At 72.7% G+C, this 23,753-nt stretch carries 17 protein-coding genes; 8 read left to right on the top strand and 9 right to left on the bottom strand.

All coding sequences use genetic code 11. The features are described from left to right. Window positions 1–295 precede the first annotated feature (295 nt). A complete protein-coding gene (locus tag ACWCP2_RS12195) occupies window positions 296–1,978 on the bottom strand; it encodes an MFS transporter (protein WP_450908484.1) in 1,683 nt (560 codons plus the stop codon). Window positions 1,979–2,222: 244 nt separating this feature from the next. Between ACWCP2_RS12195 and ACWCP2_RS12190 the strand changes: the two genes are divergently transcribed. Both ACWCP2_RS12190 and ACWCP2_RS12185 read left to right on the top strand, forming a co-directional pair. Beyond that, window positions 2,223–3,347: a hypothetical protein gene (locus ACWCP2_RS12190; RefSeq protein WP_450908483.1), complete on the top strand. Its 1,125-nt coding sequence runs from the start codon at window positions 2,223–2,225 to the stop codon at window positions 3,345–3,347. A gap of 273 nt (window positions 3,348–3,620) precedes the next feature. Then, window positions 3,621–4,856 (top strand): phosphatase PAP2 family protein, encoded by a 1,236-nt coding sequence (locus tag ACWCP2_RS12185; protein WP_450908482.1) that lies wholly within the window; start codon window positions 3,621–3,623, stop codon window positions 4,854–4,856. A gap of 337 nt (window positions 4,857–5,193) precedes the next feature. Here the strand turns inward: ACWCP2_RS12185 and ACWCP2_RS12180 are convergent, their stop codons facing one another. Further along, on the bottom strand, window positions 5,194–6,186 hold the full coding sequence (locus ACWCP2_RS12180) for a helix-turn-helix transcriptional regulator (protein WP_450908481.1): 993 nt from the start codon (window positions 6,184–6,186) through the stop codon (window positions 5,194–5,196). Window positions 6,187–6,382: 196 nt separating this feature from the next. Here ACWCP2_RS12180 and ACWCP2_RS12175 point away from each other — a divergent pair, with 196 nt between their 5' ends. After that, window positions 6,383–7,552 carry an acyl-CoA dehydrogenase family protein gene (locus tag ACWCP2_RS12175; protein WP_450908480.1) on the top strand — a complete coding sequence of 390 codons (1,170 nt, stop codon included), beginning with the start codon at window positions 6,383–6,385 and terminating at the stop codon, window positions 7,550–7,552. Window positions 7,553–7,620: 68 nt separating this feature from the next. On the opposite strand, the gene ACWCP2_RS12170 is transcribed toward ACWCP2_RS12175, so the two are convergent. Beyond that, the gene (locus ACWCP2_RS12170; RefSeq protein ID WP_214947996.1) at window positions 7,621–8,073 is read right to left on the bottom strand and encodes a cell division protein SepF; all 453 of its coding nucleotides are present in this window, start codon (window positions 8,071–8,073) and stop codon (window positions 7,621–7,623) included. 282 nt (window positions 8,074–8,355) lie between these two features. Between ACWCP2_RS12170 and ACWCP2_RS12165 the strand changes: the two genes are divergently transcribed. From ACWCP2_RS12165 to ACWCP2_RS12145, 5 genes are all read left to right on the top strand, one after another. Then, the gene (locus ACWCP2_RS12165; RefSeq protein ID WP_450908479.1) at window positions 8,356–9,531 is read left to right on the top strand and encodes a DUF5685 family protein; all 1,176 of its coding nucleotides are present in this window, start codon (window positions 8,356–8,358) and stop codon (window positions 9,529–9,531) included. 386 nt (window positions 9,532–9,917) lie between these two features. Continuing rightward, on the top strand, window positions 9,918–10,802 hold the full coding sequence (locus ACWCP2_RS12160) for a S1 family peptidase (protein ID WP_450908478.1): 885 nt from the start codon (window positions 9,918–9,920) through the stop codon (window positions 10,800–10,802). A 239-nt stretch (window positions 10,803–11,041) separates the two neighbouring features. After that, window positions 11,042–11,902 carry a DUF1684 domain-containing protein gene (locus ACWCP2_RS12155; RefSeq protein ID WP_450908477.1) on the top strand — a complete coding sequence of 287 codons (861 nt, stop codon included), beginning with the start codon at window positions 11,042–11,044 and terminating at the stop codon, window positions 11,900–11,902. A gap of 198 nt (window positions 11,903–12,100) precedes the next feature. Next, window positions 12,101–12,925 carry a S1 family peptidase gene (locus ACWCP2_RS12150; protein WP_450908524.1) on the top strand — a complete coding sequence of 275 codons (825 nt, stop codon included), beginning with the start codon at window positions 12,101–12,103 and terminating at the stop codon, window positions 12,923–12,925. 116 nt (window positions 12,926–13,041) lie between these two features. Further along, the gene (locus tag ACWCP2_RS12145; RefSeq protein WP_450908476.1) at window positions 13,042–13,521 is read left to right on the top strand and encodes a hypothetical protein; all 480 of its coding nucleotides are present in this window, start codon (window positions 13,042–13,044) and stop codon (window positions 13,519–13,521) included. 21 nt (window positions 13,522–13,542) lie between these two features. Here the strand turns inward: ACWCP2_RS12145 and ACWCP2_RS12140 are convergent, their stop codons facing one another. From ACWCP2_RS12140 to fxsA, 6 genes are all read right to left on the bottom strand, one after another. Further along, window positions 13,543–14,439, bottom strand: coding sequence for a DUF4231 domain-containing protein (locus tag ACWCP2_RS12140; RefSeq protein WP_450908475.1), 897 nt, complete (start codon window positions 14,437–14,439; stop codon window positions 13,543–13,545). 91 nt (window positions 14,440–14,530) lie between these two features. Further along, window positions 14,531–18,532: an FxSxx-COOH system tetratricopeptide repeat protein gene (gene fxsT, locus ACWCP2_RS12135; protein WP_450908474.1), complete on the bottom strand. Its 4,002-nt coding sequence runs from the start codon at window positions 18,530–18,532 to the stop codon at window positions 14,531–14,533. Next, window positions 18,516–19,952 (bottom strand): TIR-like protein FxsC, encoded by a 1,437-nt coding sequence (locus ACWCP2_RS12130; RefSeq protein WP_450908523.1) that lies wholly within the window; start codon window positions 19,950–19,952, stop codon window positions 18,516–18,518. The genes fxsT and ACWCP2_RS12130 overlap by 17 nt, the downstream gene beginning before the upstream one ends. A gap of 43 nt (window positions 19,953–19,995) precedes the next feature. After that, window positions 19,996–20,754, bottom strand: coding sequence for an aminoglycoside N(3)-acetyltransferase (locus tag ACWCP2_RS12125; RefSeq protein ID WP_450908473.1), 759 nt, complete (start codon window positions 20,752–20,754; stop codon window positions 19,996–19,998). 62 nt (window positions 20,755–20,816) lie between these two features. Continuing rightward, window positions 20,817–23,141 (bottom strand): radical SAM/SPASM protein FxsBH, inactivated beta-hydroxylase extension form, encoded by a 2,325-nt coding sequence (gene fxsBH, locus ACWCP2_RS12120; RefSeq protein ID WP_450908472.1) that lies wholly within the window; start codon window positions 23,139–23,141, stop codon window positions 20,817–20,819. 29 nt (window positions 23,142–23,170) lie between these two features. Further along, complete coding sequence (gene fxsA, locus ACWCP2_RS12115; protein ID WP_254384685.1) at window positions 23,171–23,335, bottom strand: FxSxx-COOH cyclophane-containing RiPP peptide; 165 nt, start codon at window positions 23,333–23,335, stop codon at window positions 23,171–23,173. Window positions 23,336–23,753 lie beyond the last annotated feature (418 nt).

Here is a 23,753-nt window from a genome sequence, read left to right as displayed (position 1 = left end):
GGCGCCCTCGGCGTCGCCGGCCCCGGCCCCGGCTGCGCCTGCCCCGGGCCCGTCGGCTCCCGCTGTGCCGCCCCCCCCGGGGCGTCGGCGGGGCCGAGCCGGCCGGGAGCCCAGGGGTGATGCGGGCGCGGGTGTAGCGGGCCGGTGCGGGTGGGCTGCCCTGCGGGGCCGGGTCCCCTACCCGCCCTTCGCCCGTTCCCCGGGCTCCGCCCGGACCCCGCGCCTCAGACGCCGGCGGGGCTGGGGAGGGTGCCGGGCTGCGCCCGGGCCTCTGGGGCTGCGCCCCAGGCCCCCGTCAGGCCGGGTGGCCCAGGGCTGGGTCGTGGTCCGGGTGGGGCTGGGGTGGGATGCGGGGGGTGGCGGACGGGGGTTCGGGGGTCTGCTGGGTGGGGAGGCGGACCGGTTCCGTGTCCGCGCATTCCATCGTGCGGGGCAGCTTCAGGGCCATCAGGGCGCCCGCCAGGAGCAGCGCCGCGCTGACGACCAGGGTCACGTGCAGGCCGTGCACAAAGGAGTGCCGGGCGGCCGAGAACAACGACTCGCCCGCCGGTCCGCCGAGCCGCGCCGCGATCTGGTAGGCCTCGCCCAGGGAGTGGGACGCGCCGGTGGAGTCGGCTTGCGAGACGCCCGGGACCGACGCGAGGCCCGGTGCGTAGGCCGCGTTCATCACGCTGCCCAGCAGGGCGATGCCCATGCCCGCGCCGAGCTGGTAGGAGGTCTCCCCGATCGAGGCCGCGCCGCCGGCCGTCGCGGCCGGGGCCTCGCTCAGCATGGATTCGTAGGCCGCGAAGAGGGTGGTCTGGAGGCCGAAGCCGAGCAGGACGAAGCCCACCATCAGGAGGACGGGACGGTCGTGCTGGCCCATGAGGGTCAGGAGCAGGACCGCGCCGGCCGTCAGGACGAAGCCGAGGGAGACCATCCTGCGCGGGCCGGTCCGGGCCAGGGTGTACGAGCCGGTCGCGCCCGCCGCCATCGCGGCGAAGGTGAGCGGGAGCAGGCGCAGCCCGGTCTCCAGGGGGCTCAGGTGCAGCACGAGCTGGAGGTACTGGACGGCGATCAGCTCCAGGCCGACCAGCGCCAGCATCGCCAGCACGATGCAGCCGACGGAGGTGGTGAAGGCCGGCCGGGAGAACATCCGCATGTCGATCAGCGGGTGCGCGCGGCGCTTCTGGCGCCGGACGAAGAGGACCAGCAGTGCCGCTCCGAGCACGAGGGGGACCAGGGCCTGGGGGTCGGCGAGGTGGCGCTCCGCGCCGAGCCGCTTGACCCCGAGGACCGCGCCGAGCACGCCGCCGGCCGCCATGAGCGCGCCGAGCACGTCCCAGGGGCCGTCGCAGGTGCCCTTGGACTCGGGGAGCAGCCACCGGCCCAGCGGCAGGATCATGATCATGAGCGGGATGTTGATGAGGAAGACCGAGCCCCACCAGAAGTGCTGGACCAGGAAGCCGCCGAGGACGGGGCCACTGGCGGCGCCGACGGCGGCCACGGCCGTCCAGATGCCGATGGCCAGGGCCCGCTCGCGCCGGTCGGGGAAGACCTGGCGCAGGATCGACAGGGTGGCCGGCATGATCATCGCGCCGCCGACGCCCAGCAGCGCGCGGGCGGCGATCAGGACCTGGGCGTTGTCGGCGAGGGCGGCCAGGGCCGAGGCCGCGCCGAAGAGCCCGTAGCCGAGGAGCAGCACGCGGCGGCGGCCGACGCGGTCACCGAGGGTGCCGAAGAGGATGAGGAGGGCGGCGCACACCAGCGGGTAGGCGTCGACGATCCAGAGGAGTTCCATCGGGCCGGGACGCAGGTCCTCGGTGACGGAGGGGACGGCCACGTGCAGGATCGTCGCGTCGAGCGCCACGAGCACCAGGCTCACGCAGAGGACCGCCAGCACGGCCCAGCGGTTGGCCCCGCCGGAGGCCGCGCCGAGTCGCCGCAGTCGCTGCCAGGGGGAAGGGTTCCTGTCGCCGGTCACGTTCGTCCCCGACATGCATGTACCTCCCAGGTGATCCCTCGCACTCGGCGGACCAGCGTCTTATCGGAGCCACGGGTGGGGAGGGTGGCGTCCTACGGGGTCCGGCGTCGACACGCGAGTGAAGAGTCAGCGTACGCGAGTTCGGCTGTCCGACACGTGGTCAAGCTCTCATCCCGCCGCCGGCTGCGCTGTGGTGTGCGCCACTCGTTCCACCTCGGCCCTCCCTGCCCGGGCGCGACCGCCCCGGACCTCGATAATCATGCCCGTGAAGGATCTTGGATTTCGCCGGGCCGCGCCCGCTCTGGCCGTGTTCGTGACGGTCCGGCTGCTCGGGCTGACCGTGCTCGCGGTGTGGGGGGCGGTGGCCGGCAGCAGCCCGCACACCCTGCTCTCGGCCCGCTGGGACTCCCTCTGGTACGCCCGCATCGCGGCCGAGGGGTACGGGTACGAGGTGGCGCTCCCGAACGGCGATGTCCACTCCAACCTGGCCTTCTTCCCGCTGCTGCCCTGGCTGGAGCGGATCGTCTCGGCCGTCACCGGGTTCGGGTACGGATCGGCCGGCCTGGTGGTGTCGGCGCTCGCCGGGCTCGCCGCGGCCTGGGGCATCTTCGCGGTCGCCGAGTCCGTCCACGGCCGCAGGGCCGGGGTGTTCGCCGTGGGGGTCTGGGCCGCGCTGCCCGTCGGGATCGTGCAGTCGATGGCGTACAGCGAGTCGCTGTTCACCGCGCTGGCCGCCTGGAGCCTCTACGCCGTCCTGCGCGGGCACTGGCTCACCGCCGGGCTGCTCGCGGCCGGTGCCGGGCTGACCCGGCCGGTCGGCGCCGCCGTGGTCGCGGCGGTGTGGGCGGCCGCCGCCCTGGCCCTGCGCGGCGGAGAGCGCTCGTGGCGGCCGGTGGCGGGGGCCCTGCTGGCCCCGCTCGGCGCGGCGGCGTACGTCCTGTGGGTGGGCGCGCGCACCGGCGGCGGCCCGGCCGGCTACCTCGACGTGCAGGGCGGCTGGGGCAACGGCTTCGACGGCGGCCTGGCGTTCGCCCGGTTCATCGGGGCGCGGTTCGCCTCCCCGGGCCTCGCCGGCCCGCTCGCCGGGATCGGGCTGATCGCCGGGGTCGCACTGGTGCTGTGGCTGTACGCGCTCTGCGTGCGGCGCCGCCTGCCGGCGCCGCTGCTGGTGTACGCGGGGATCGTGGTGGCGCTGGCCCTGTGCGCCTCCGGGTACTTCGGCTCCAAGCCCCGGCTGCTGCTGCCCGCCTTCCCGCTGGTGTTCCCGCCGGCGCTCGCGCTGGCCCGGTGGCGGACGGGCCGGGCGGCCGCGGTGCTGGGCGCGGCGGCCGCCGCCTCGGCCGCGTACGGGGCCTTCTGGCTGAACGGGTCGGGGCCCCCGTAGGCCTCGCCGGGTACGGGCCCGGCGAGGGGCCCGGCGCTCCACGTTCACGGAATGGATCGTTCCGCTCCATGTTTGGGCAAAACAATTTGACCAGCAGTGATAAACGCGGGCTAAGTGTGCGAGGAAAAGACGCGGGGAAGGACCTTCCCCGCTCCAACCAAAGGCAGAATGCAGGGAATTAAGTCCCGTGTGAGAGCAACTCCACATCACATGGTCATCACAAAGCCCGCGATTCGACCGGGCCGCCCATCGGCGCGCGGTAACGTCGATTGAGTGCGTACCGACCAAATCCTGCCCAGACTGGAGCGGGTGTTCGCCCGGCTGGACCGGGAACCAGAGCGACCGGCTCATCTGCAAACACCGCGGATGAGCCGGCACCGCGTCGTGCTCCTCGGGGCGACCTTCGGCATCTACCTCGCCATCGTCGTCGCGGTCCTGACCACTTCCTGGCTCGTCCGCCTCGACTGGCAGATCATGTTCTTCCGGCCGTACGAGCAGTGGCCGCAGCTCCACGCCTTCCTCGACTACCTCGTCGTCCTGGGCCAGCGCGGCCCCACCGCGGTCATGGTCGCCGCGTGGCTCGGCTGGCGGTCCTGGCGGCAGCACACCCTCCGCCCGCTGATCACCCTCGGCGTGGCGCTGCTGCTGCTCAACATCACCGTGGGCGCCGTCAAGCTCGGCCTGGGCCGGCTCGGTCCGCACTACGCCACCGAGGTCGGCTCGGCCGAGCTCTTCGCGGGCGGCGATATATTTCCTTCCGGCCACACCGCCAACGCCGTGGTGACCTGGGGGATCCTGGCCTATCTGGCCTCCACGGGGGTCACCCGGCGGGTGCTCTCCCTGGTCTCCGCCGTGGTCTCCCTGAGCGTCGGCGCCACCACCGTCTACCTGGGCACCCACTGGGTCAGCGACGTCCTGCTCGGCTGGCTCGCCGGCCTCCTGGTGCTGCTGGCACTGCCGTGGTTCGAGCCGTTCATCGCCCGGGTCGAGGCCTACGTCTTCGACGTGCGCGCGCGGCTGCGCAGCCTCGTGGAGGCCGGGCAGGTGCCCGAGGCCCTCACCGGGGTGCTCGTCCCGCTGCTCTCGGCCGGCGGCAAGTGGAAGCTCCGGCGGCCCGGGGAGCAGCCCTCCGAGCGGCAGCCGGCCCAGCCCGAGCGGCAGCCCGTGGCGGTGTCCGCGCAGCCCGCGGCGCAGCTGCCCGCGGCGTCCGTGCAGGCCGTGCAGGCCGTGCAGGCCGTTCAGCCTGTCGTGCTGCGGCAGCCGGAGCCGGCCGAGCCGGTCGTCCAGGTTCCGGCCGCGGCACCGGCCGGCGGCGCGGCCGCCGCGCCCGCTTCCGCACCGGCCGGGGGGCACCAGCCGGCGGCCCGGCCCGCCGCGCACCTCTCCGCCCGTCCGCACCTGATCCGTTCCGAGCGGACCCCGCTCACCCCGGCCGGCAGCCGCCGCCCGGCCCACGCGGAGCGCGCCCCGGCGCGCGGCGCGACGCCCCGCCCGGCGACCGGCGGCTGAGCCGGACGGTACGCACCCCCTCCGCTCGCACGCCCACGGCGGGCCCCGGTCCTCGGACCGGGGCCCGCCGTGGTGCGTCCGGGGCTGGCGACGTGCCTTTCGCGGCCGGCCCCGGACGCGAAAGGGCCGGAACGTCAGCGCCGCGCCCGGACGTTCCTCCATACCGGGTCACGCTTGGGTCACGGATTGTCGACAGTCTCCCACGGCGCAGTTCGTCCGGACCTTTTATTTGCCGTCCCGCGACACGCCCGGGATGAATTCTGTTTCGAATTCCTCCGGAACTCCCCGGAATTGTGGGCGGCGCGCACTCCGGGTCCCCTCCGCCCCCTCCGCTTCCTTACAACTCCTTCACTTCTCCGGCCGCTTCGCGCGGTTCCAGAGACCTGCCGAGCCGATCTCGCGCGGCCCGGATCCGGTCCGTCAGCTCGGCCGGTTCGACGACCTCGAACTCACACCCGATCAGCATGATGTGAATCACCAGGACATCGAGGCTGACCGCCCCGGTGCGCAGGATGCAGCTCCGTTCGTCGAGCGGCTCCAGGGTCCCGTCGGCCGGCCCGACGATCCGCGCGGCCTCCTCCTGGGGCACCCGCAGCAGGATGACCGCGCGGGCCGCGTACACCCGCTGGGAGATGCCCTGGGAGACGTACGCGGCCAGGTCCTCGGCGGGCGGCGGGCGCGGGGTGAAGCGCGGTCCGTGCGGCGGCCTGGGCTCGATCCGGTCCACCCGGAAGGTCCGCCAGTCCTCCCGGTCCAGGTCCCAGGCGACGAGGTACCAGCGGCGCTCGCTGCACACCAGCCGGTGCGGTTCGACGGTCCTGCGGGTGACCGTGCCCCCGTGGTCCCGGTAGCCGAAGCGCAGCCTCTCGGTGTCGCGGCACACGCCGGCCAGCTCGGTCAGTACCGAGGGGTCGACTGCGGAGGCGCCCGCCCCGCGGAGCATCGGCACGGTGAACCGGTTCAGCGCGGACACCCGGGACCGCAGCCGTGAGGGCAGCACCTGCTCCAGCTTCGCCAGCGCCCGTACGGAGGCCTCGCCGATGCCCTCCACGCCGTTCCCGGCGGCGGTCCGCAGCCCGACCGCCACGGCGACGGCCTCGTCGTCGTCGAGCAGCAGCGGCGGCAGCTCGGCCCCGGCCCCCAGCTGGTACCCGCCGCCGGTGCCCGGGCTGGCGTTCACCGGGTAGCCGAGCTCCCGCAGCCGGTCCACGTCCCGGCGCACGGTCCGCGGCGTCACGCCGAGCCGGCCGGCGAGATCGGCCCCGGTCCATTCCCGGTGGGCCTGCAACAGGGACAACAGGCGCAGCAGTCGCGCGGAGGTATCGAGCATGTCCGAAGTCTGCCCGCAGGACCGGGGGCGCCGGACCGCTGGCGCAGGACCGGGGCCGCGGGACCGGCACGCCCGGACCGGCGCCGCCGGCCCGGGCCACAGGACCGGCGTCACACCGGAAGCGGGTGGACCGCGGGCCGGTGGACCGACAAACTTGCAGCGCTAGGTTTTGTGATCCGGCCTGCCAGGAGGCGCAGTGTCCTTCGTTCCCACCGACCCGCTCGGGCTCGACGAACTCCTCACGCCCGAGGACCTCGCCATCCGGGACACCGTCCGCGGCTGGGCCGCCGACCGGGTCCTGCCGCACATCGCCGAGTGGTACGAGAACGGCGAGCTGCCCGGGATCCGGGAGATCGCCAAGGAGCTCGGCGCCCTCGGAGCCCTCGGGATGTCGCTCGAGGGGTACGGCTGCGCGGGCGCGAGCGCCGTCCAGTACGGGCTCGCCTGCCTGGAACTGGAGGCCGCCGACTCCGGGATCCGCTCGCTGGTCTCCGTACAGGGCTCGCTCGCGATGTACGCGATCTGGAAGTACGGCTCCGAGGAGCAGAAGCAGCGGTGGCTGCCCGGCATGGCCGCCGGCGAGCTCATCGGCTGCTTCGGCCTGACCGAGCCGGACGTCGGTTCGGATCCCGGCGCGATGCGCACCCATGCCAAGCGGGACGGCTCGGACTGGGTGCTGAACGGCCGCAAGATGTGGATCACCAACGGCTCGGTGGCCGCGGTGGCCGTCGTCTGGGCGCAGACCGAGGAGGGGATCCGCGGGTTCGCCGTCCCCACGGACAGCGCCGGCTTCTCCGCCCCCGAGATCAAGCACAAGTGGTCCCTGCGCGCCTCGGTGACCAGCGAGCTGGTCATGGACGACGTACGGCTGCCCGCCGACGCGGTGCTCCCGGGCGTCACCGGACTCAAGGGGCCGCTCGGCTGCCTCAGCCACGCGCGGTACGGGATCGTCTGGGGGTCCATGGGCGCGGCGCGCGCCAGCTTCGAGTCGGCGCTCGGCTACGCGAAGACGCGCGAGCAGTTCGGCAGGCCCATCGGCGGCTTCCAGCTCACCCAGGCCAAGCTCGCGGACATGGCGCTGGAACTCCACAAGGGGATCCTGCTCGCCCACCACCTGGGGCGGCGGATGGACGCGGGTACCCTGCGCCCGGAGCAGATCAGCTTCGGCAAGCTCAACAACGTCCGCGAGGCCATCGAAATCTGCCGCACCGCGCGGACCATCCTGGGCGCCAACGGGATCTCCCTCGAATACCCCGTCATGCGGCACGCCACCAACCTCGAATCGGTCCTCACCTACGAGGGCACCGTCGAGATGCACCAGCTCGTGCTGGGCAAGGCGCTCACCGGGCTCGACGCCTTCCGCTAGGGCCGGGTGGGGCCCGCTGGAGGCCGGGAGGGCCGGAAGGAACCGGAGGCGGCCGGTGAGGGCCTTGCTCAGCTCTGGTTGAAGAAGTCGCGCGAGCGGCCGCCGGACTCGCCGCTCACGATCTGGGTGTCGGCCGGGGTCAGCAGGAAGACCCTGGTCGCCACCCGCTCGATCGAACCGCGCAGACCGAAGGTCAGACCGGCCGCGAAGTCGACCACGCGCTTCGCGTCGCCCGGGTCCATCGAGGACAGGTTCACGATGACCGGGACACCGTCGCGGAACAGCTCGCCGATGCCGCGGGCGTCGCGGAAGCCGTCCGGGGTGACCGTCGCGATGCGGCGGCCCTGCTCGACGGCGGACTCCGACGCCACCTTGACGCGCGGGTCAGTGACCCACTGCTCGCCGGGGCCGACCACCGAACCCCCCTGCGGGGCCTCCGCGTAGTCGTCGTCGTAGTAACGCTCGTCGTCGCTGTCCTCTACGAGACCCAGCCAGGCACTCGCCTTGCGCACCGAACCCATGGACGCCTCCTTTCATCGCGGTCAGTCTGTCTTCTCTTCCGCGTTCCTATCGTCGTCCATGATGCTGACAACGCGCCAAGTGGATAGGCGCCGCGCAGGGGTTTCGTGACGGTACTGGTGCAGAACATCCGTTGCACCGTCAAGGATCCGGGCGGCTACCGCTGCTGACTGAGTGAAAATACGACCGGCGCCGCCGTACGGGTGACTGACGGGGGCGTACGGGTGACGGCCGGTCTCGCTACCATGCCCGTCAGCACGCGTATGACACACGGGGGAATCGTTTTGTTCGGCATCGTCAGACCCTGCACGCATCGTCTCGGGGAACGGTTCAAGACGGAGTGGATGGCCCATCTCTGCGGTCTGTGCCTGGCACTTCGGGGGGACCACGGTCAGTTCGCGAGGATCGTGACCAACTACGACGGGCTGCTCGTCTCCGTTCTGACGGAGGCTCAGTCAGGTCCCGCCCCCGGCTCCCGGCGCACCGCGGGCCCCTGTCCACTGCGCGGGATGCGCACCGCGGCCGTGGCCAACGGCGAGGGCGCACGGCTCGCCGCCGCCGTCTCGCTGGTCCTGGCCTCCGCGAAGGTCCGCGACCACGTGGCGGACCGGGACGGCCTGTTGGCGCGCGCCCCGATCGCCCTCGCGGCGCGCCGGGTGGCCCGTGGCTGGGACCGGGCGGGCGCCCGTACCGGCGCCTCGCTCGGCTTCGACACGGCCGTGCTCGTCGACGCCGTGGACCGGCAGGCGGGCATCGAGACCCTGGCCGGAGCCGGCACGCCGGTGCTCGTGGTGACCGAGCCGACCGAGACCGCCACGGCCGCCGCCTTCGCCCATACCGCGACCCTCGCCGGACGGCCAGGCAACGCCCCCGCGCTCGCCGAGGCCGGGCGGTACTTCGGGCGGCTCGCACACCTGCTGGACGCCGTCGAGGACCAGGCGGCGGACGCGGCGGCGGGTGCCTGGAACCCGCTCACCGCCACCGGGACCCCCCGCGCCGAGGCGCGCAGGCTGTGCGACGACGCGCTGCGCGGCATCAGGCTGGCGCTGCGGGAGGTGGAGTTCGCCGACGCGGGGCTCGCCCACCGGCTGCTCGTGCACGAGCTGCGCACCTCCGTGGACCGGGCCTTCGGGACCGCGGGCTGCGCGCATACCGCGCATACCGCCCGCGCGGGGACGGACGGGGCGCCCGCGGGCTCCTTCGGCCCGCCCCCGGTGGACTTCGGTCCACCGCCGGCGCCCCCGCGCAAGCCCCGCCGGGACCTGCTGCCGGGCTGCGCGGTGGCCCTGGGGCTGTTCTGCACCTGCCAGCTGTGCTGTGCGGAGCACGAGGGCCCGTGGTCCCGGGAGAAGAAGGACCCCTGGTGCGATGCCAGTGACTGCTGCGACGGCTGCGACTGCTGTGGTGACTGCGACTGCGGCTGCGGGGACTGCTGCTGCTGTCCCTGCGACGGCTGCTGAGGACGTTCCGCCTCCGCTTCGGGCCCCTTTCGGCTCCGGCTTGGTGACGGCTTGGTTCCGGTTTGGCACGGGCGTGGCCCGGCCCCTCGCATCGGTGATTCAGTAGGGCGATTTCCGGCCGTTCCGGGAGACGGAGGGGGAGGGGTGGTGGCGTGGCCTGGTCTGCGGCAAGGGAGTATGCCGGTCGGGTCGCTCGACCGTCAGCGGACAGTGGCTGAAATCGGCTCTTGCCGGGCGGGCCTGACGGCAGAAATTCTTCGATAGCATTTACGGGGTTTGTCAGGGGCACGGCGAACGGCGATATGCCGGTCGTGGTCCCTGCTGCCCGCACGAGCCCGGGCACTGCACCTGCCCCCGGGCTTCGATTCCCTTCGGGAGGACAATAAGTGACGATCAAGCGCAACTTCCGTTCCCGGCTCCTCGCCGTGGCCGCCGGGCTGACCGCCGTGGCCACCCTCGCGGTTCCCGCGTCGGCGTCCGAGGCCCCGAGCGGCGGCAGCGTCAACGCCGAGCGCCTCGCCGCGGTGGAGGCTTCGCTCCTGCGTGCCGACGTCGCCGGCACCGCCTGGGGCACGGACCCCGCCACGGGGGCCGTCGTGGTCACCGCGGACTCCACCGTCTCGGACGCGAACATAGAGAAGATCAAGAAGGAAGCCGGTGCGAACGGCTCGGCCGTGCGCATCGAGCGGACCCACGGCAAGCTGTCGAAGCTGATCACCGGCGGCAGCGGCATCTGGACCACGCAGTGGCGCTGCTCCCTCGGCTTCAACGTGCGCCGTGGCAGCACGTACTACCTCCTGACCGCGGGTCACTGCACCGACGGTGCGGGCACCTGGTACGCGAACTCCTCCGGTTCCACCAAGATCGGTGCGACCGCGGGCAGCAGCTTCCCGACGAACGACTACGGGATCGTGCGCTACGACAACAAGTCCCTGTCGCACACGGGTGCCGTCGGCAGCCAGGACATCAAGGACGCCATCAGCGCCAAGGTCGGCCTGTCGGTCAAGCGGCGCGGCAACACCACCGGTATCCACGGTGGCAAGGTGACCGGTCTGAACTACACCGTGAACTACGGCAACGGTGAGATCGTCTACGGCCTCATCCGGACCAACGTCTGCGCCGAGCCCGGCGACAGCGGCGGCCCGCTGTACTCCGGCACCCACGCGGTCGGCCTCACCTCCGGCGGCAACGGCAACTGCACCTCGGGCGGAACCACCTACTTCCAGCCCGTGAAGGAAGCCCTCTCCCGGTACAACGTCAGCGTCTTCTAGGCCCCAGGTGCCCGGGCCCCAGGGTCCGGGCGCCAGGTCCGCCGGACGCGCGTGAGCACGGCAGCGCCCCGGACGTCCTCCCCCTCGCGGGGAGGGTGTCCGGGGCGTCCGTGCGTTCCGGACGTGCACCGGCGCGCGGTCCGGCGCGTGGTCCGGACGCGTGCGGGTGCGGACGGGCACAGGCCCGGACGGCGTACGGCCCGGTTTCCGGCCCGGCCCGTGTGGAAGGGTTGAGCGGCATGAGCGCTGACGCAGCCGAGACCGGCGAAACCGATCCACCCGGTGCCGCCGGGGGAACAGAAGATCCGGCCGCGGCCTGGAAACAGTGGCACGAGCACCGGGTGGCCACCGTGTCCGCCCCGTACGGGCCGCTCGCGCTGACCGGCACGCACTGGCTCACCGACTACCCGGAAGGTCGAATTCCGGCCGTTCCGGGCTCCTGGCGGGCCGGCGCCGGAGGCGTGACCCTGACCGCCGGTCCCGGGGACGGGATCACCCTGGACGGCGAGCCCCTCACCGGCCCCGCCGTCCTGGCCGCCGACGGGGCCCCGCCCTCGCACTCCCGGCTCGCGGCCGGGGAGGTGCGGCTCGTGGTGATCCGGCGCGAAGGGGACTGGGCGGTACGGGTGTTCGACCCGGCGGCGCCGGGCCGCGCGGCCTTCGCCGGGATCGAGGCCACCCCGTACGACCCGGCGTACGCGGTGCCGGGGCACTTCGCTCCGTACGGGGAGGACCGGACGGTCCAGGTCGAGAACGTGGACGGCCGCGCGCGCGGGCTCGGTCTGGGCGGTGAGCTGAGCTTCGCATTCGCGGGCTCCCGGCACACGCTGCGGGTCGCGGTGGACGAGGAGGACGGCACCCTCTGGGCGGTCCTCGGCGATGCCACCGCGGGCCGGTCCAGCTACCGGTTCCGCTTCCTCAAGCCCGCCGCGCCCGCCGCGGACGGCTCGGTGACCGTGGACCTCAACCGGGTCCAGCTCCCGCCGTGCGCCTTCGCGGACCACTTCGTGTGCCCCTTCCCTCCGCCGGGCAACACCCTGCCCTTCGGGATCGAGGCGGGCGAGAGGCGGCTGAAAGGCGCCCTTGTAAGCGGTATCTGACACCAGGAGACTCCCGTCAGCGTCTCTCGGGGCTTGTCAGGGGCACGTCGAACGCTATCCCGTCCGCCGCGCCCCCGGCCGCCCTCCACGGGCTCCGGCACCACCCCACCCCGCCGGGCCTCCGAACCCCACTCGGGAGGACGACAAGTGACGATCAAGAGCATCATCCGTTCCCGGCTCTTCGCCGTGGCCACCGGCATGGCCGCGGTGGCAGCCCTCGCGGCTCCCACGTCCGCGCACGCCGACGGCGGCTTCAGCGCAGACCGGCTCGCCTCCGCCGGCGCCTCGGTCCTGCGCGCCGACGTGGCCGGCACCGCCTGGCACACCGACCCCGCCACCGGCACCCTCGTGGTCACCGCCGACTCCACCGTCTCGGCCGCCGACATCGCCCGGATCCGCAGCGAGGCCGGAACCAACGCGGCCGCCCTGCGCATCGAGCGCACCCCCGGCAAGATCAGGAAGCTGATCTCCGGCGGCGACGCCATCTACGCCTCCGGCTGGCGCTGTTCGGCCGGCTTCAACGTGCGCAGCGGCAGCACCTACTACATCCTGACCGCCGGCCACTGCACCGACGGCGCGGGCACCTGGTGGACCAACTCCGCCCACACCACCGTCATCGGCGCCACCGTGGGCTCCAGCTTCCCGAACAACGACTACGGACTCATCCGCTACGACAACGCTGCGGTCGCCCACCCCGGGACCGTGGGCAGCGTCGACATCACCAGCGCCATCAACGCCACCAACGGCCTGGCCGTCACCCGTCGCGGCTCCACCACCGGCATCCACAGCGGCACCGTGACCGGGCTCAACGCCACCGTCAACTACGGCGGCGGCGACGTCGTCTACGGGATGATCCGGACCAACGTCTGCGCCGAGCCCGGCGACAGCGGCGGCCCGCTCTACTCCGGCACCCGCGCCGTCGGCCTCACCTCCGGCGGCAGCGGCAACTGCACCTCGGGCGGCACCACGTTCTTCCAGCCCGTCGTCGAGGCGCTCAACGCGTACGGCGTGAGCGTCTACTAGCCCCCGCCCGGGGCCGCATCACGGACCCGTGCGCCCCCGCCGCACCCCTGGACGTCCTCCCGCCTTCTGGGAGGATGTCCAGGGCGTTCGTGTCCACGGGGGGAGCGGGTTTCCGCATGAAGCGAATCGGCGTGACCGGCCACCGGTCGATCCCGGACGAGCTGCTCGGCCATGTGGAGGACGGCCTGCGGGCCGTACTGGGCGGCCACGAAGGGCCGTTGGAGGCCCTCTCCAGCCTCGCCGAGGGAGCCGACCAGCTGTTCGCCGCCATCGCCCTGGAGTACGGCGCGGACCTCACCGTGGTCATCCCCAGCGGGGACTACGAGGAGGGGTTCGAGGACACCGGCGCGCTGGAGCGCTACCTCGGGCTCAAGCACCGGGCCGCGCAGGAGGTCCGGATGGACTTCGCCCGCTCCACCGACGAGGCCTACTACGCGGCCGGCACCTACATCGCCGACTCCTGCGACCGCCTCGTCGCCGTCTGGGACGGCCTGCCCGCCCGCGGGCACGGCGGCACCGCCGAGATCGTCGCCTACGCCCGCGCGCTCGGGAAACCCGTCACCGTGATCTGGCGGGAGGGCGTGACCCGGGACTGAGGGCCACGCCCGCCCGGCCGCTCAACTGCTGTGCCGGGCAAGCCAGTCCGTGTGCTGCGGGGACACGTACCGCTCGGTCTCGTAGACCGCGCCCGGCCACTGCGTCTCCGTGATCGTCGTCTGCATCACGACCATCATCGCGGAGAGGTCCTGCTCGATCAGGGTGTGCGCCTCGATCAGCGGATGGTGGCGCCGCACCTCGTTCCAGGCGATGCCCGCCGTCGCCGCCGCGCTCAGCAGCCCGGTCAGCGCCGGCCCCGGACCCGTACCGAACGCCCCGAAGAGGGCGAACAGCAGCGCCAGCAGGGTCAGCAGCACGATCGACCACGACCACAGGGCCGTGGCCCGCCGGGACACCTCCGTCTTGCGCTGGTACCAGTTGCGCTGCTCGATCAGCCGGTCGCGGACGTACGTCTCCCTGCGGACCTGGTAGTCCAGCCCCCGCAGCCGGAACATCGCCCCGGTGATCTCCCCGCCCTCCGGCACCAGCCCGGCGGTCCGCGGATCCTCCCAGCCCATCTTCCGCAGCTCGTTCAGTCCCGCCTCCAGCCGGGTCCGGTACGTCTCCTCGACGCCCGGGACCTCGCTGCCGAAGGGGGCGCCGTGGACGGCGTACCGCCAGGCCAGCGATTTGATGAACTCCGCGGCGCTGCGGTTGAGCTGCCACTGCGGGCGCGCCCGGCGCCGGGTGGCCCGTACGCCCACCCCCAGCACCCCCGCGTACGCGAGGACGCTCACGAGCCCGGACAGGTACGCGGAGCCGAGCTTCGGCCCCTCGGGCAGGGCGGCGACGGCGGCGGCCACGACGAGCAGCATCAGCTGGGCGCGCGTGGCCTGGGTGGATTCCCGCTGCCGGGAGATCGCCGCCTGGTCGGTGTGGTGGAAGAGGGCCGGCAGGTCCTCGTTGCGAAAGGTCATGCTGTCACTCACAGCGAACCCCCCAGTCTGCTGTTCCTGCGTCTATAGGGGAGGTGCGGGGGCGGCGCCCGGCGGGAGCCGCCCCCGCGGATCACACCGCCAGCGGCTCCAGGTCCCGGTGGACCCGGCGCTCGTCGCGCGCGTACCGGGTCAGCCCGTGGTCCTCGCCGAGCAGCCGGGTCAGCTCGGCCACCGCCTCGGCCCGTACCCGGTTCGCCTCCTCCTTGCGGCCCATCATGTCCAGGCTGACCGCCATGTTGGAGGAGCTCGCCAGGGTTTCCGGGTGGTGCACGCCCAGCGCCTCGCGCAGCCGCATCACCGAGATCCGCTCCAGCTCCAGGGCGCCTTCCGGATCGCCCAGGTCGGCCCGGGCGTTGGCCAGGTTGAGGTTGGCGAAGATGGTGTGCGGATGGTTGTCGCCCAGCACCTCGCGCATGTGCCGGATGGTCTGGCGCAGCATCGGCTCGGCGGTCTCCGCCGCCCCCGTGCCCCAGTGGAACACCGCGAGGTTGTTGACCGCGGCCAGGGTGTACGGGTGCCGCTCGCCCGGCACCTTGATGTACTCGTCCACCACCTCCTGGGCCAGGTCCCGCGCCCCGCCCGGGTCCCCCGTCGCGAACAGGTCGGCGGCCAGGTTCAGTTCGCAGGCCAGCAGGTCCGGGTTGACCGAGGTGTACTTGGCCCGGTACCGGTTGCGGGTCGCCGTCGTCAGCCGCAGCGCGTCCTCCACGTCGCCCGCCCTGCGCAGCGAGACCGCGAGGTTCTTGGCCGCCGACAGGGTGCCGGGGAAGGCCCGGCCCAGGGTCCGCTTGTAGATCTCGTACGTCCGGCTCAGCAACTGCACCGAGTCGTCGTAGCGGCCCACCTCGCGCAGGTCGCGGGCCAGGTTCTGCGCCGAGGACAGGGTGTACGGATGGTCCGTGCCCAGCACCTCGGTGCGCCGGTCGAAGACCTCCTGGTCGATCTCCCTGGCCCGCGCGTACTGCCCGATCATGCGCAGGTTCAGCGCCAGATTGTTCGCGGCGGCCAGGGTGCGCGGGTGGGCCTCGTGGAAGATCTGCCCGAACCCCTCGTGCGCGGCGTTGGCCAGCTCCATCGCCTCGCCGTAGCGGCCGAGCGCGCCCAGGTCCATGGCCAGGCCGCTGGTGGTCATGTACGTGTGCGGGTGCGAGACGCCCAGCGCCGCCTGCTGGCGCTCCAGCGTGCCCTCGTCCAGTTCCATCGCCTCCACGAACCGGCCCTGCGAGCGCAGGATGTTGGAGAGGTGGAAGCGCAGGTACAGGTACTGGAGGTCGTCGCCGCCCAGGGTCTCGCGCCAGGTCTCGCGCAGCTCCTCGCCCAGTGCGTACGCGGCCTTGAAGTCGCCGCGCTTCCAGAGGTAGCGGACGCGGTCGATCAGCAGCCGGCGGGTCTCGGGCTCCTTGCAGAACCGGGCCTCGGAGGGGGTCAGGTGCGGCCAGATGGTGTTGAACCGCGGCCAGGTCTCCGGGTTGTCTATCGGCTCGTCGTCGTCGGGCCGGGCGCCCGCCAGGATCCGGTGCACCGCGTGCCGGGCCTCGCGCTGCTCCTCCTCGGAGAGCTGCGCCCGGATCACGGCCTGCACCAGGCGGTGCACCTGGATGCTGTTGCTGACCTGGTCGACCTTGGCGAGGGCGAACCGGCCGATCTCCCGGATGACGCGGCCCAGCACGAGCTTCTCCTGGAGGGAGGAGTCGTACGGCTTGAGGGCGTCGATCATCTCCTTGCTGTAGAGGAGGTTCGCCGAGATCGGCTCGGGAGCGAAGAAGGCGCACAGCTGGAGCAGGCGTACGGCCGCGGGGGAGCGGGACTGGAGCCGTTCTATGGAGACGTTCCAGGTGGCGGCCACCGGCTCCGGGTAGCCGGGCGGCTGGTTCAGCGCCAGCACGCGGGCGGCCTGCTGGGCCAGCTGCTCGATGTACGCGGACACCGGGGTCGCGGTCTCCGCGATCCAGGCGCCCGCCTGCTCGACGGCCAGCGGCAGGTCGCCGACGGCGATGGCCACCTGCTCGGCGTCCTCCTTGCTGAGCCCGGGGGCCCGGCGCTGGAGGTGCTCGATGGACTCCTCGCGCAGGAACACGTCCACCGGGAGGGCGTCGCCGTACTGGGACCAGGACTGGTTGCGGGAGGTGACCAGCACGTGCCCCGGGCCGCCCGGCGGGAAGTACCGCTTGAGCGTCTCGGGATCGTCGGCGTTGTCGAAGACGAGCAGCCAGCGCGAGGAGGGCACCCCGCGCCGCAGCAGGTCGATGGCCTCCTGGGAGGCGGCCGACATGTCCTCGCCGGTCTGCGCGCCGAGCCGTACGGCCAGTTCCGCGAGGGCGGCGACCACGTCGTCGGTCTGCTCGGCGGAGATCCACCACACCAGGTCGTAGTCGGCCATGAACCGGTGCACGTACTCCAGCGCCACCTGCGTCTTGCCCACGCCGCCGAGCCCGAACAGGGTCTGCGGCTGCGGCAGCACCACGGATATGCCGCCGCCGAGCTGGTCGCGCATCCGCTCCAGCACGATGGAGCGGCCGGTGAAACCGGGGTTGCGGGGCGGCGCGTTCCAGATCTTCGGGACCGTCCCCGGGAAGCGGGGGCCGGGCGCGGAGGCGCTGGCGACGGTGTCGGGCAGGGCCATCGGGCGCTCCACGGCGCGCAGCAGCGCGGTCGTGGCGTGCACCTCGTCAAGGCGGAACAGGTCCACCGGATTGCGGTCGATGTACGGGGTCGACAGGCGTACGTCGCCCACCCGCAGCGGCACCAGCTGGCGCCGGCCCCCGGTCGGGTCCTCGGCGGCGGCCCGCTCCCACACGTCCACCGCGCGGGCGGACTTGAGGTAGGCGCTGGAGAGCAGCACCACGGTCCGCGCGGCCGTGTCCACGCTGATCCCGGTGCCGCCCAGGGTGTCCCCGCCGGCGGTGGCCGGGGCCCGTTCGGCGGAGACGTCCCGGGGGACGACCCGGAAGCCGGCCCGGGTGAGCACCGATTCGATCCAGTCGGCCCACATGCGGTTCTCGGCGACGTAGGAGAGGAAGAGGTCGGCGGGCAGGGCGGGACGGCGCCGGGTGAAGGCGTCGCGGATGCGCAGCCGCACCTCCTCGCCGATGGCCGGCATGGAGGTGACGTCGCCCTCGGTCACGACGGCGGTGAGCCGTTCGAAGGCGGAGAGCAGGGAGTTGGTGAGCCCGGCCTCGTCGCCGAAGGTGGCCAGGGTCTCCTCGTAGGCGTAGTAGGGGCGGTACGGGATCTCCACCGCGCCCCAGTAGGAGGTGAGGTCGTCCCCGATCAGGCCGTTGGGGAAGCGGTCGAACTTGATCCGGGCCAGGGCGCGGCCGGCGTCGGCCTTCTCCTTCTCGCCCTCGTCGATGCGCATCGGCACCGGGTAGATCTTGATGCCGCGGTCGTTGAACCGCTCGTCGATCTGCCGGGCCACGGAGGCCGCGCCGTCGATGGACTGGTCGGAGAGGGTGAAGCAGTCGACCAGGACGTCGGGCAGGTGGACCGTGCAGATGTCGGCTATGTCGGAGAGGCCGGTGCGGCTGTCGATGAGGACGTAGTCGTAGTTGCGCTTCATGTCCGCCCGTAAGGCGTCGAAGAACAGCCCGCCGCCGAGGCGGTCGTAGAAGTTGTCCCAGTCGAAGGTGGAGACGGTCGCGGAGTACTCGCGGTTCTGCCGGCCCGCCGAGACGAAGTCGAGGGTCCCGCCGTCGGGGAACTCCCAGCCGAGGGTCTCGGGGGTGAGCGAGACGGCGTGCGGCTGGATCCGCGCGTAGTCCTTGTGCCAGTCGTCGGCGCGCTGCACCGGGCTGGTGGCCGCCCAGGCGTACTCGCTGATCAGGTCGATGACCCCGGTGGTGGCGCCGAGGGTGGAGGGGTCCAGGAAGGGGTGGAAGAAGCGGTGCAGACCCGGGGCCTCCAGGTCCCAGTCCACGGCGAGGACCCGCTTGCCGTTGGCGGCGAGGATCCAGGCGGTGTTGGCCAGCGCCATGGTGCGGCCGGTGCCGCCCTTGTACGAGTAGAAGGTGACGATGCGCCCCTCGCGGTGCTCGTCACTGGCGCTGTGCTGGCTGTCACGACTCGATGTCATCCGCGTCCCCCCGGTCGTTGTCGGTAGTGGTTTCGGGCCTTCCGGACCTGCCGGACCCTCCGGGCCCGCCCGGCCCGGCGTTGTCGCCCGCGGTGGGCGGGAAGGGGGCCGGCGGTGGGGCCGGAGGCCCGTTCATCCCCATCGGACCGAGCAGCCGGGGCCGTTCGGTTCCGGCCGCGGGGCTGCCGGCCGGTGGATAGACCTGGGCGTGTCTGAGGAACTGCTGGGCGGCGGCCTCCACCACCTGCGGCAGGATCTGCCCGAGCGTCTCCATGTTGGCCACGCCGTTGGCGGCGGCCCGGCAGGCGGCCCGGCCCTGGCTCATCTTGACGGGCATGGTGTCCTCGAGCCGGGTGGCCAGCTCGCTCTCCTTCGCGCGGCTCTGGTGGTCGTACCGGTTCCACGGCACGACCACGTTGATCCAGGGCCGGGACTCCTGGTCGAAGGCGGCCAGGCGCTGGCGGCGCTGCTCGTCCTCCACCGCCCACCGGTCCACGATGAGGATCTCGGGCCGGGTCGGCGGCTGCTTGGAGTCGAAGTGCCCGGCCTCGTCGTCGAAGGAGCCCATCGTCGTCTGGTAGTTGAGGTTGCGGACCAGGTCCTCGGCCACGTAGGCGATGGGCCGCTGGGAGACCGGGTGGTACGGGTTCCAGTCCAGCGCGCTGTCCCCGTAGTACTCGGGGCTGCGGCCCTCGGGCAGATCGTGCCGGGAGGAGGCGGCCACGGTGACGTGCAGGGTGCGGGCGGTGCTGCCGGGGGTGCTGGCCGGCGAGCCGAAGGCGCTGGGCACGAGGCGGTAGTCGAGCGGCCGGATCGGATCGAGCCGGACGGTCTCGGCGACCCGGACGATCCGTTTGGCGAGTTCGTAGACGGCGCTCTCGTACTGCTCGGCGTAGCCCCGCAGTTTGATCAGGCCGTAGAGCCCGTCGGTGACGTACCGCTCGCCGAAGGTGTTGTGGTTGAACTGCAACCGCTCGGCGGGAAGCGGTAGTTGGGAAGGCGGTACCGGAACCCATAACGCGGGCACGATGGCCTCGGCCGGCTGATTGCTGAGCGCCACGTGGTGGATGGTGCGCTGCGCGAAGGCGAACCATTCCTTGCCGCACATTTCGCTGGCGAAGTAGCGCGGCGAGAACAGGGGGACGAAGACCCGGCAGGTGGCGAGCGCCGCCCCGAGCCGTTCCGACCAGCCCTCACCGCTGCGTATCTCCCGGTCCATGAAGCCGGCCTCGGCTCCCGCGGGCAGATTCGTCAGTGCCATGACATGGCTGCAGAGATCGCGGAAAAGCCGCTCCACCCACATGTCCGGGTCCGGTCCTCCCGCCCCGAACCTCGGTGTATGCGCATAACTGAGAAAAAAGTACGGCTGCACTGATGCGGGCACACGACCCCCGTCCCGAAGATGCGAGCGAAGAAACATCATTCCGGAGCTGCTCCGCCACATCCCCTCATCGTTCAGTCAATCAGCGTCTGTTTTCAGTCATCCATTCAAGCGCGTGATCGACGGCATGCGGAAGGGCGAAGAGCATGGTCGATGCTCCCCCGATCCACCCCCGGCGCATCCGGTCTTCCGGGAACGCCCTGCCGATCTCGGCGAAATCGCTGTCATCCAGCGCGATGTCCTCGTACGCGGTCCACCCTTCCCGCTTCGGCGCCTCTTTGCCGTGACAGGGCTGCCCCCCTGAAGAGCCCGGAAGGTTCACCTTCACCACACACTCGTACATGCGCAAGGGGGGCTTCGGAATTCGATACTCCGCGAGATGGAAAGCGGTACAGACGGAAAATCCCACATTGATCATGAGTACCTTCCACCCCTCCCAGAACATCTTTCCCAGGGGTGATTCCTCGCCCAAATGGCTGGTCAGCGGATGCCCCGCGCACAGTTCCCGGGCCCCCGCGCCGACCGCGGCGAACGAGGTCTGCGGATGCCCGCTGCGGGCCGCCCCCGGGGCGGTGCGCACCGCCTCGGCGAGGACCCCCATGCCGTGGCTCGGCGTGTGCTCCGGGTCGAAGGCGGGCATCGCCGCGCGGAAGGCCCGTACCCCCTCCTCGGAGAGGCCCGCGATGCGCGCCAGGTGCGCGGTGGAGGTCTTGGAGTTCTGCGGGGTGAAGGCCGGCGCCGCGAGGGTGCCGCCCGGCCCCACGGCGGCGAGCAGGGCGCCCCGCAGCTCCTCGGCGCGCAGGCCGGTGCCGCGGAGCGAGGCGTGCACCAGCAGGCGCATGCCGGGGCGGACGCCGAGCGCGTGGAGGGGGCCGGCGAGGCCGCCCGCGGGCCGGCCCCCCGTCACGCGTCGACCGCCTTCAGTTCCCAGCGCAGCTGCTCCACGAGCCGCTTGCCGGTGCTCGTCAGCTCCGCCGCGCCCGACAGCCGGTCCAGTGCCCGGTTGATCCGGTCCAGTCCGCCCGGCTCGGCGGCGGCGGTGGCCCGCCGGTAGGCCTCCACGGCCACCCGCTCGTGGACGTCGGCCAGCAGCCGCGACACCGGGACCGGGCGCTCCCGCCACGGCGAGGGGTGCTGCCACTCCCCGTCCAGCGCGTACAGGTCGGCCACCTCGGTCAGCGCCTGGAGCCCGGCCCGCCGCCGTCCGGTCAGCAGCGCGAGCGCGGTCTCCGCCACCCCCGCCGCGTACGGCACTCCGAGCGCGCCCGGGCCGTGGCGTCCGGCCTCGCCCCAGTCGGCGGTGCGCGGGCCGCCCGCGAGCGGGGTCAGCGTGGTCAGCCCGGTGGCGGCCGCCCGCGCGAACCCGGGCACCGAGGCGTGCAGCAGCGCCCACGCCGCGTCGAGGCGCCCCCGCCACTCCTCGGCCTCCCCGGCGCCGAGCCGCAGCCGGGGCGGGCGGGCGAAGCAGTTGCGGTGCGGGTCCAGGTCCTCCAGCGCCACCGGGGCCGCGTCCGGCCCCGGCGACCAGGTGCGTACGGGCTGCCAGCGCGCGTCACCCGTCGCGGGCCCGAAGCGGTGCTCGCGCCGGCCCTCCTCCCGGACGGCGTAGCCCCCGTCGGCGGCGTGCAGCGTGGCCCGCCCCTCGGTGCCGGGCTCGCCCAGGCGCAGCAGGCCCAGCGTCGGCAGGTACACCTCACCGTCCCGGTAGGCCACCTCGGCGGGCAGGTCGAGCCCGCCGCGCAGTACGGCGGCGGCGGCCAGTGCGGTCAGCCTGCGGGCGGCGTGCGGGGCGTGGGGGCCCTCCTGGGCGGGGTCCAGGCAGGCCATGACCCAGGTCCGGGTGAAGGGGTGGGCCAGTACGGCGTCCAGCGCGTCCGCGCCCGCCCGCCCGGCCCGCTCCACGGCGCCCAGCACCTGCCAGGCCCGCTCCCAGTCGGAATCACCCGTGCGGCGGTCGTTCAAGAGGGCGAGCAGGTCCCGGGTGAGCTGCTCCTGGGAGGCGGCCAGCTCGGCGGGGTCGGACAGTTCCGGCGCGCTCGCGCGGGCGCTCGTACGGCCCTCGACGCCGTCGACGAGTTCGCGCAGGTCGGTGCAGTAGACCGAGGGGTTGTCGAAGTCCCCCGCGAAGTCCCCGGCGGCGTCGCCCGCGGCGTCCCCCGCGGCGTTCCCGGAGACGTCCCCGGCCGGGCCCGGAGCGGCCTTGTAGCGGTGCGTGTAGAGCCCGCCGCCGCACGAACGTACGACGGGGCACCGGCGGCACGTGTCGCTGACACCGGCCAGGCCCAATTGCCGGGCACGGACCCCGGGATGGGCCGCGACCAGGTCGAAGGCGTGGTCGAAGACGTTGAACCCGGTGGCGGCGGCCCCCTCGAAGGCGCTCTTCAGGGAGTCGACCTGCTCCAGGTTCCCGTCGGTCTCCACCACGACGAGATCGGTGGGCGCGAGGCCGAGGGACTCGGTGAGGCTGGGCCCGCCGGCCAGGGTGGAGAACAGCGAGTCGAAGAGCCGTACGGGGACCGGGCGCCCGAGGCGCTCCCAGTGGTCGAAGACCCGCAGCAGCCAGCGCGCGTAGGCGTCGGGGGCCTCGTCGGGGCGGACCGGGGGCGTCTGCCAGGTCGCGTGCGGGAGCAGGAAGTCCACGCGCGGCGGCGCCAGTTCGACGAGGGCGTCGAGGACGGCCACGGGATCGTTGGCCACGTCGATGGTGCAGAGCAGGCCCTGGTAGAGGTGGCGGTAGGGCTCGGTGCGCAGGAGGTCCACGGCGGCCAGGACCAGGGGGTGGCTGGTGCGTCCGTCGGCGAAGCGCCGGTGGCGGTCGTTGGCGGCGCGGTCCCCGTCGAGGGAGACGCTGACGCTGACGCCGAACTCCGCGAAGAGGTCCAGGTAACGGCGGCTGAGCTGCAGGCCGTTGGTGTGCATGCGCAGGTCGAGGGCGGCGACGCCGTCGAGGGCGCGGGTGAACTCCTCGCACACGAGCCGGAGGCGGGCGGTGCCCGCGAGAAGCGGTTCCCCTCCGTGAAGGATGACCGTGACGGAGGGGAGTGCGTGTGCCCTTGCGTGTTCGGCGAGACGTTCCGCGGTCCGTGCGATCACCTCGGGGGAGATCACCTTGGGCCGGGCGCGCCAGCTCTGATCTGCGTGTTCGTAGACATAGCAATGATCACAAGCAAGATCGCATCTGCTGTGAACTTTCAGGACGATCTCGCGAAAAGCGATCAGGCCGGTCATTCCACCAGTCTAGAGCGCTGACTTGTTCGTCAGAGTGCAGAGTTGAAGATGGGCGTCTGAACCTTTCGGCCGGATTCCGTCGGGAGGACGCGACCCAGGGTCGCGGCCGCGCGCGCACCGCGGACGTCGATCCGGTCGAGCGGGACGCGGGTGGCCGTGACGGTGCTGGCCGGGTGGGTTGCGGAGGTGTTCATGACGCCGTCCTCGGGGAGGTCATGGGGAATGGAGGGGTTGACACGGGCGATAAGCCACTGTCTGGCGCGGACTTTACCTTCCCGGCCGGTGATCGGCGTGCCGAACTGCGCAGGTCCTTGTTACAGAATGATGTCCTGTTCAGGGCCGATCGGGCGGCTGTGGCAAACATGATCGAATGTGCCCCGGCCGGGTATTCGCCCGTTTGCCTCACGGAAAGATCCATTCCATTCGCAGGCCCGCCGCGGCGGCCGGCCGTCACCGCGGAACGGCGGTGACGGCGTCCCGATGCCGCGGCGGGTTCCGGGCCCGCGACCTCTCCGGACGACTCCGCTCCCCTCCGGTCACATCGCTTCGGTCCATCGGCGGAGCGGACCGCCGGGCGCTTGGAGCGCCGGCCGGCCGAGGGCGGGGGGCTCT

Source organism: Streptomyces sp. NPDC002104 (assembly GCF_053593795.1).
Note: the sequence above shows the minus strand (reverse complement) of the source record. Positions and strands in the feature narration are given on the sequence as shown.

Coding starts and splice junctions, on each gene's coding strand:
- ACWCP2_RS12170 (WP_214947996.1), bottom strand. CDS start 8,073: ATGGGTTCGGTGCGCAAGGCGAGTGCCTGGCTGGGTCTCGTAGAGGAC.
- ACWCP2_RS12155 (WP_450908477.1), top strand. CDS start 11,042: ATGAGCGCTGACGCAGCCGAGACCGGCGAAACCGATCCACCCGGTGCC.
- fxsT (WP_450908474.1), bottom strand. CDS start 18,532: ATGACATCGAGTCGTGACAGCCAGCACAGCGCCAGTGACGAGCACCGC.
- fxsBH (WP_450908472.1), bottom strand. CDS start 23,141: ATGACCGGCCTGATCGCTTTTCGCGAGATCGTCCTGAAAGTTCACAGC.
- ACWCP2_RS12195 (WP_450908484.1), bottom strand. CDS start 1,978: ATGTCGGGGACGAACGTGACCGGCGACAGGAACCCTTCCCCCTGGCAG.
- ACWCP2_RS12130 (WP_450908523.1), bottom strand. CDS start 19,952: ATGTTTCTTCGCTCGCATCTTCGGGACGGGGGTCGTGTGCCCGCATCA.
- ACWCP2_RS12125 (WP_450908473.1), bottom strand. CDS start 20,754: ATGCGCCTGCTGGTGCACGCCTCGCTCCGCGGCACCGGCCTGCGCGCC.
- fxsA (WP_254384685.1), bottom strand. CDS start 23,335: ATGAACACCTCCGCAACCCACCCGGCCAGCACCGTCACGGCCACCCGC.
- ACWCP2_RS12145 (WP_450908476.1), top strand. CDS start 13,042: ATGAAGCGAATCGGCGTGACCGGCCACCGGTCGATCCCGGACGAGCTG.
- ACWCP2_RS12140 (WP_450908475.1), bottom strand. CDS start 14,439: ATGACCTTTCGCAACGAGGACCTGCCGGCCCTCTTCCACCACACCGAC.
- ACWCP2_RS12180 (WP_450908481.1), bottom strand. CDS start 6,186: ATGCTCGATACCTCCGCGCGACTGCTGCGCCTGTTGTCCCTGTTGCAG.
- ACWCP2_RS12150 (WP_450908524.1), top strand. CDS start 12,101: ATGGCCGCGGTGGCAGCCCTCGCGGCTCCCACGTCCGCGCACGCCGAC.
- ACWCP2_RS12190 (WP_450908483.1), top strand. CDS start 2,223: ATGCCCGTGAAGGATCTTGGATTTCGCCGGGCCGCGCCCGCTCTGGCC.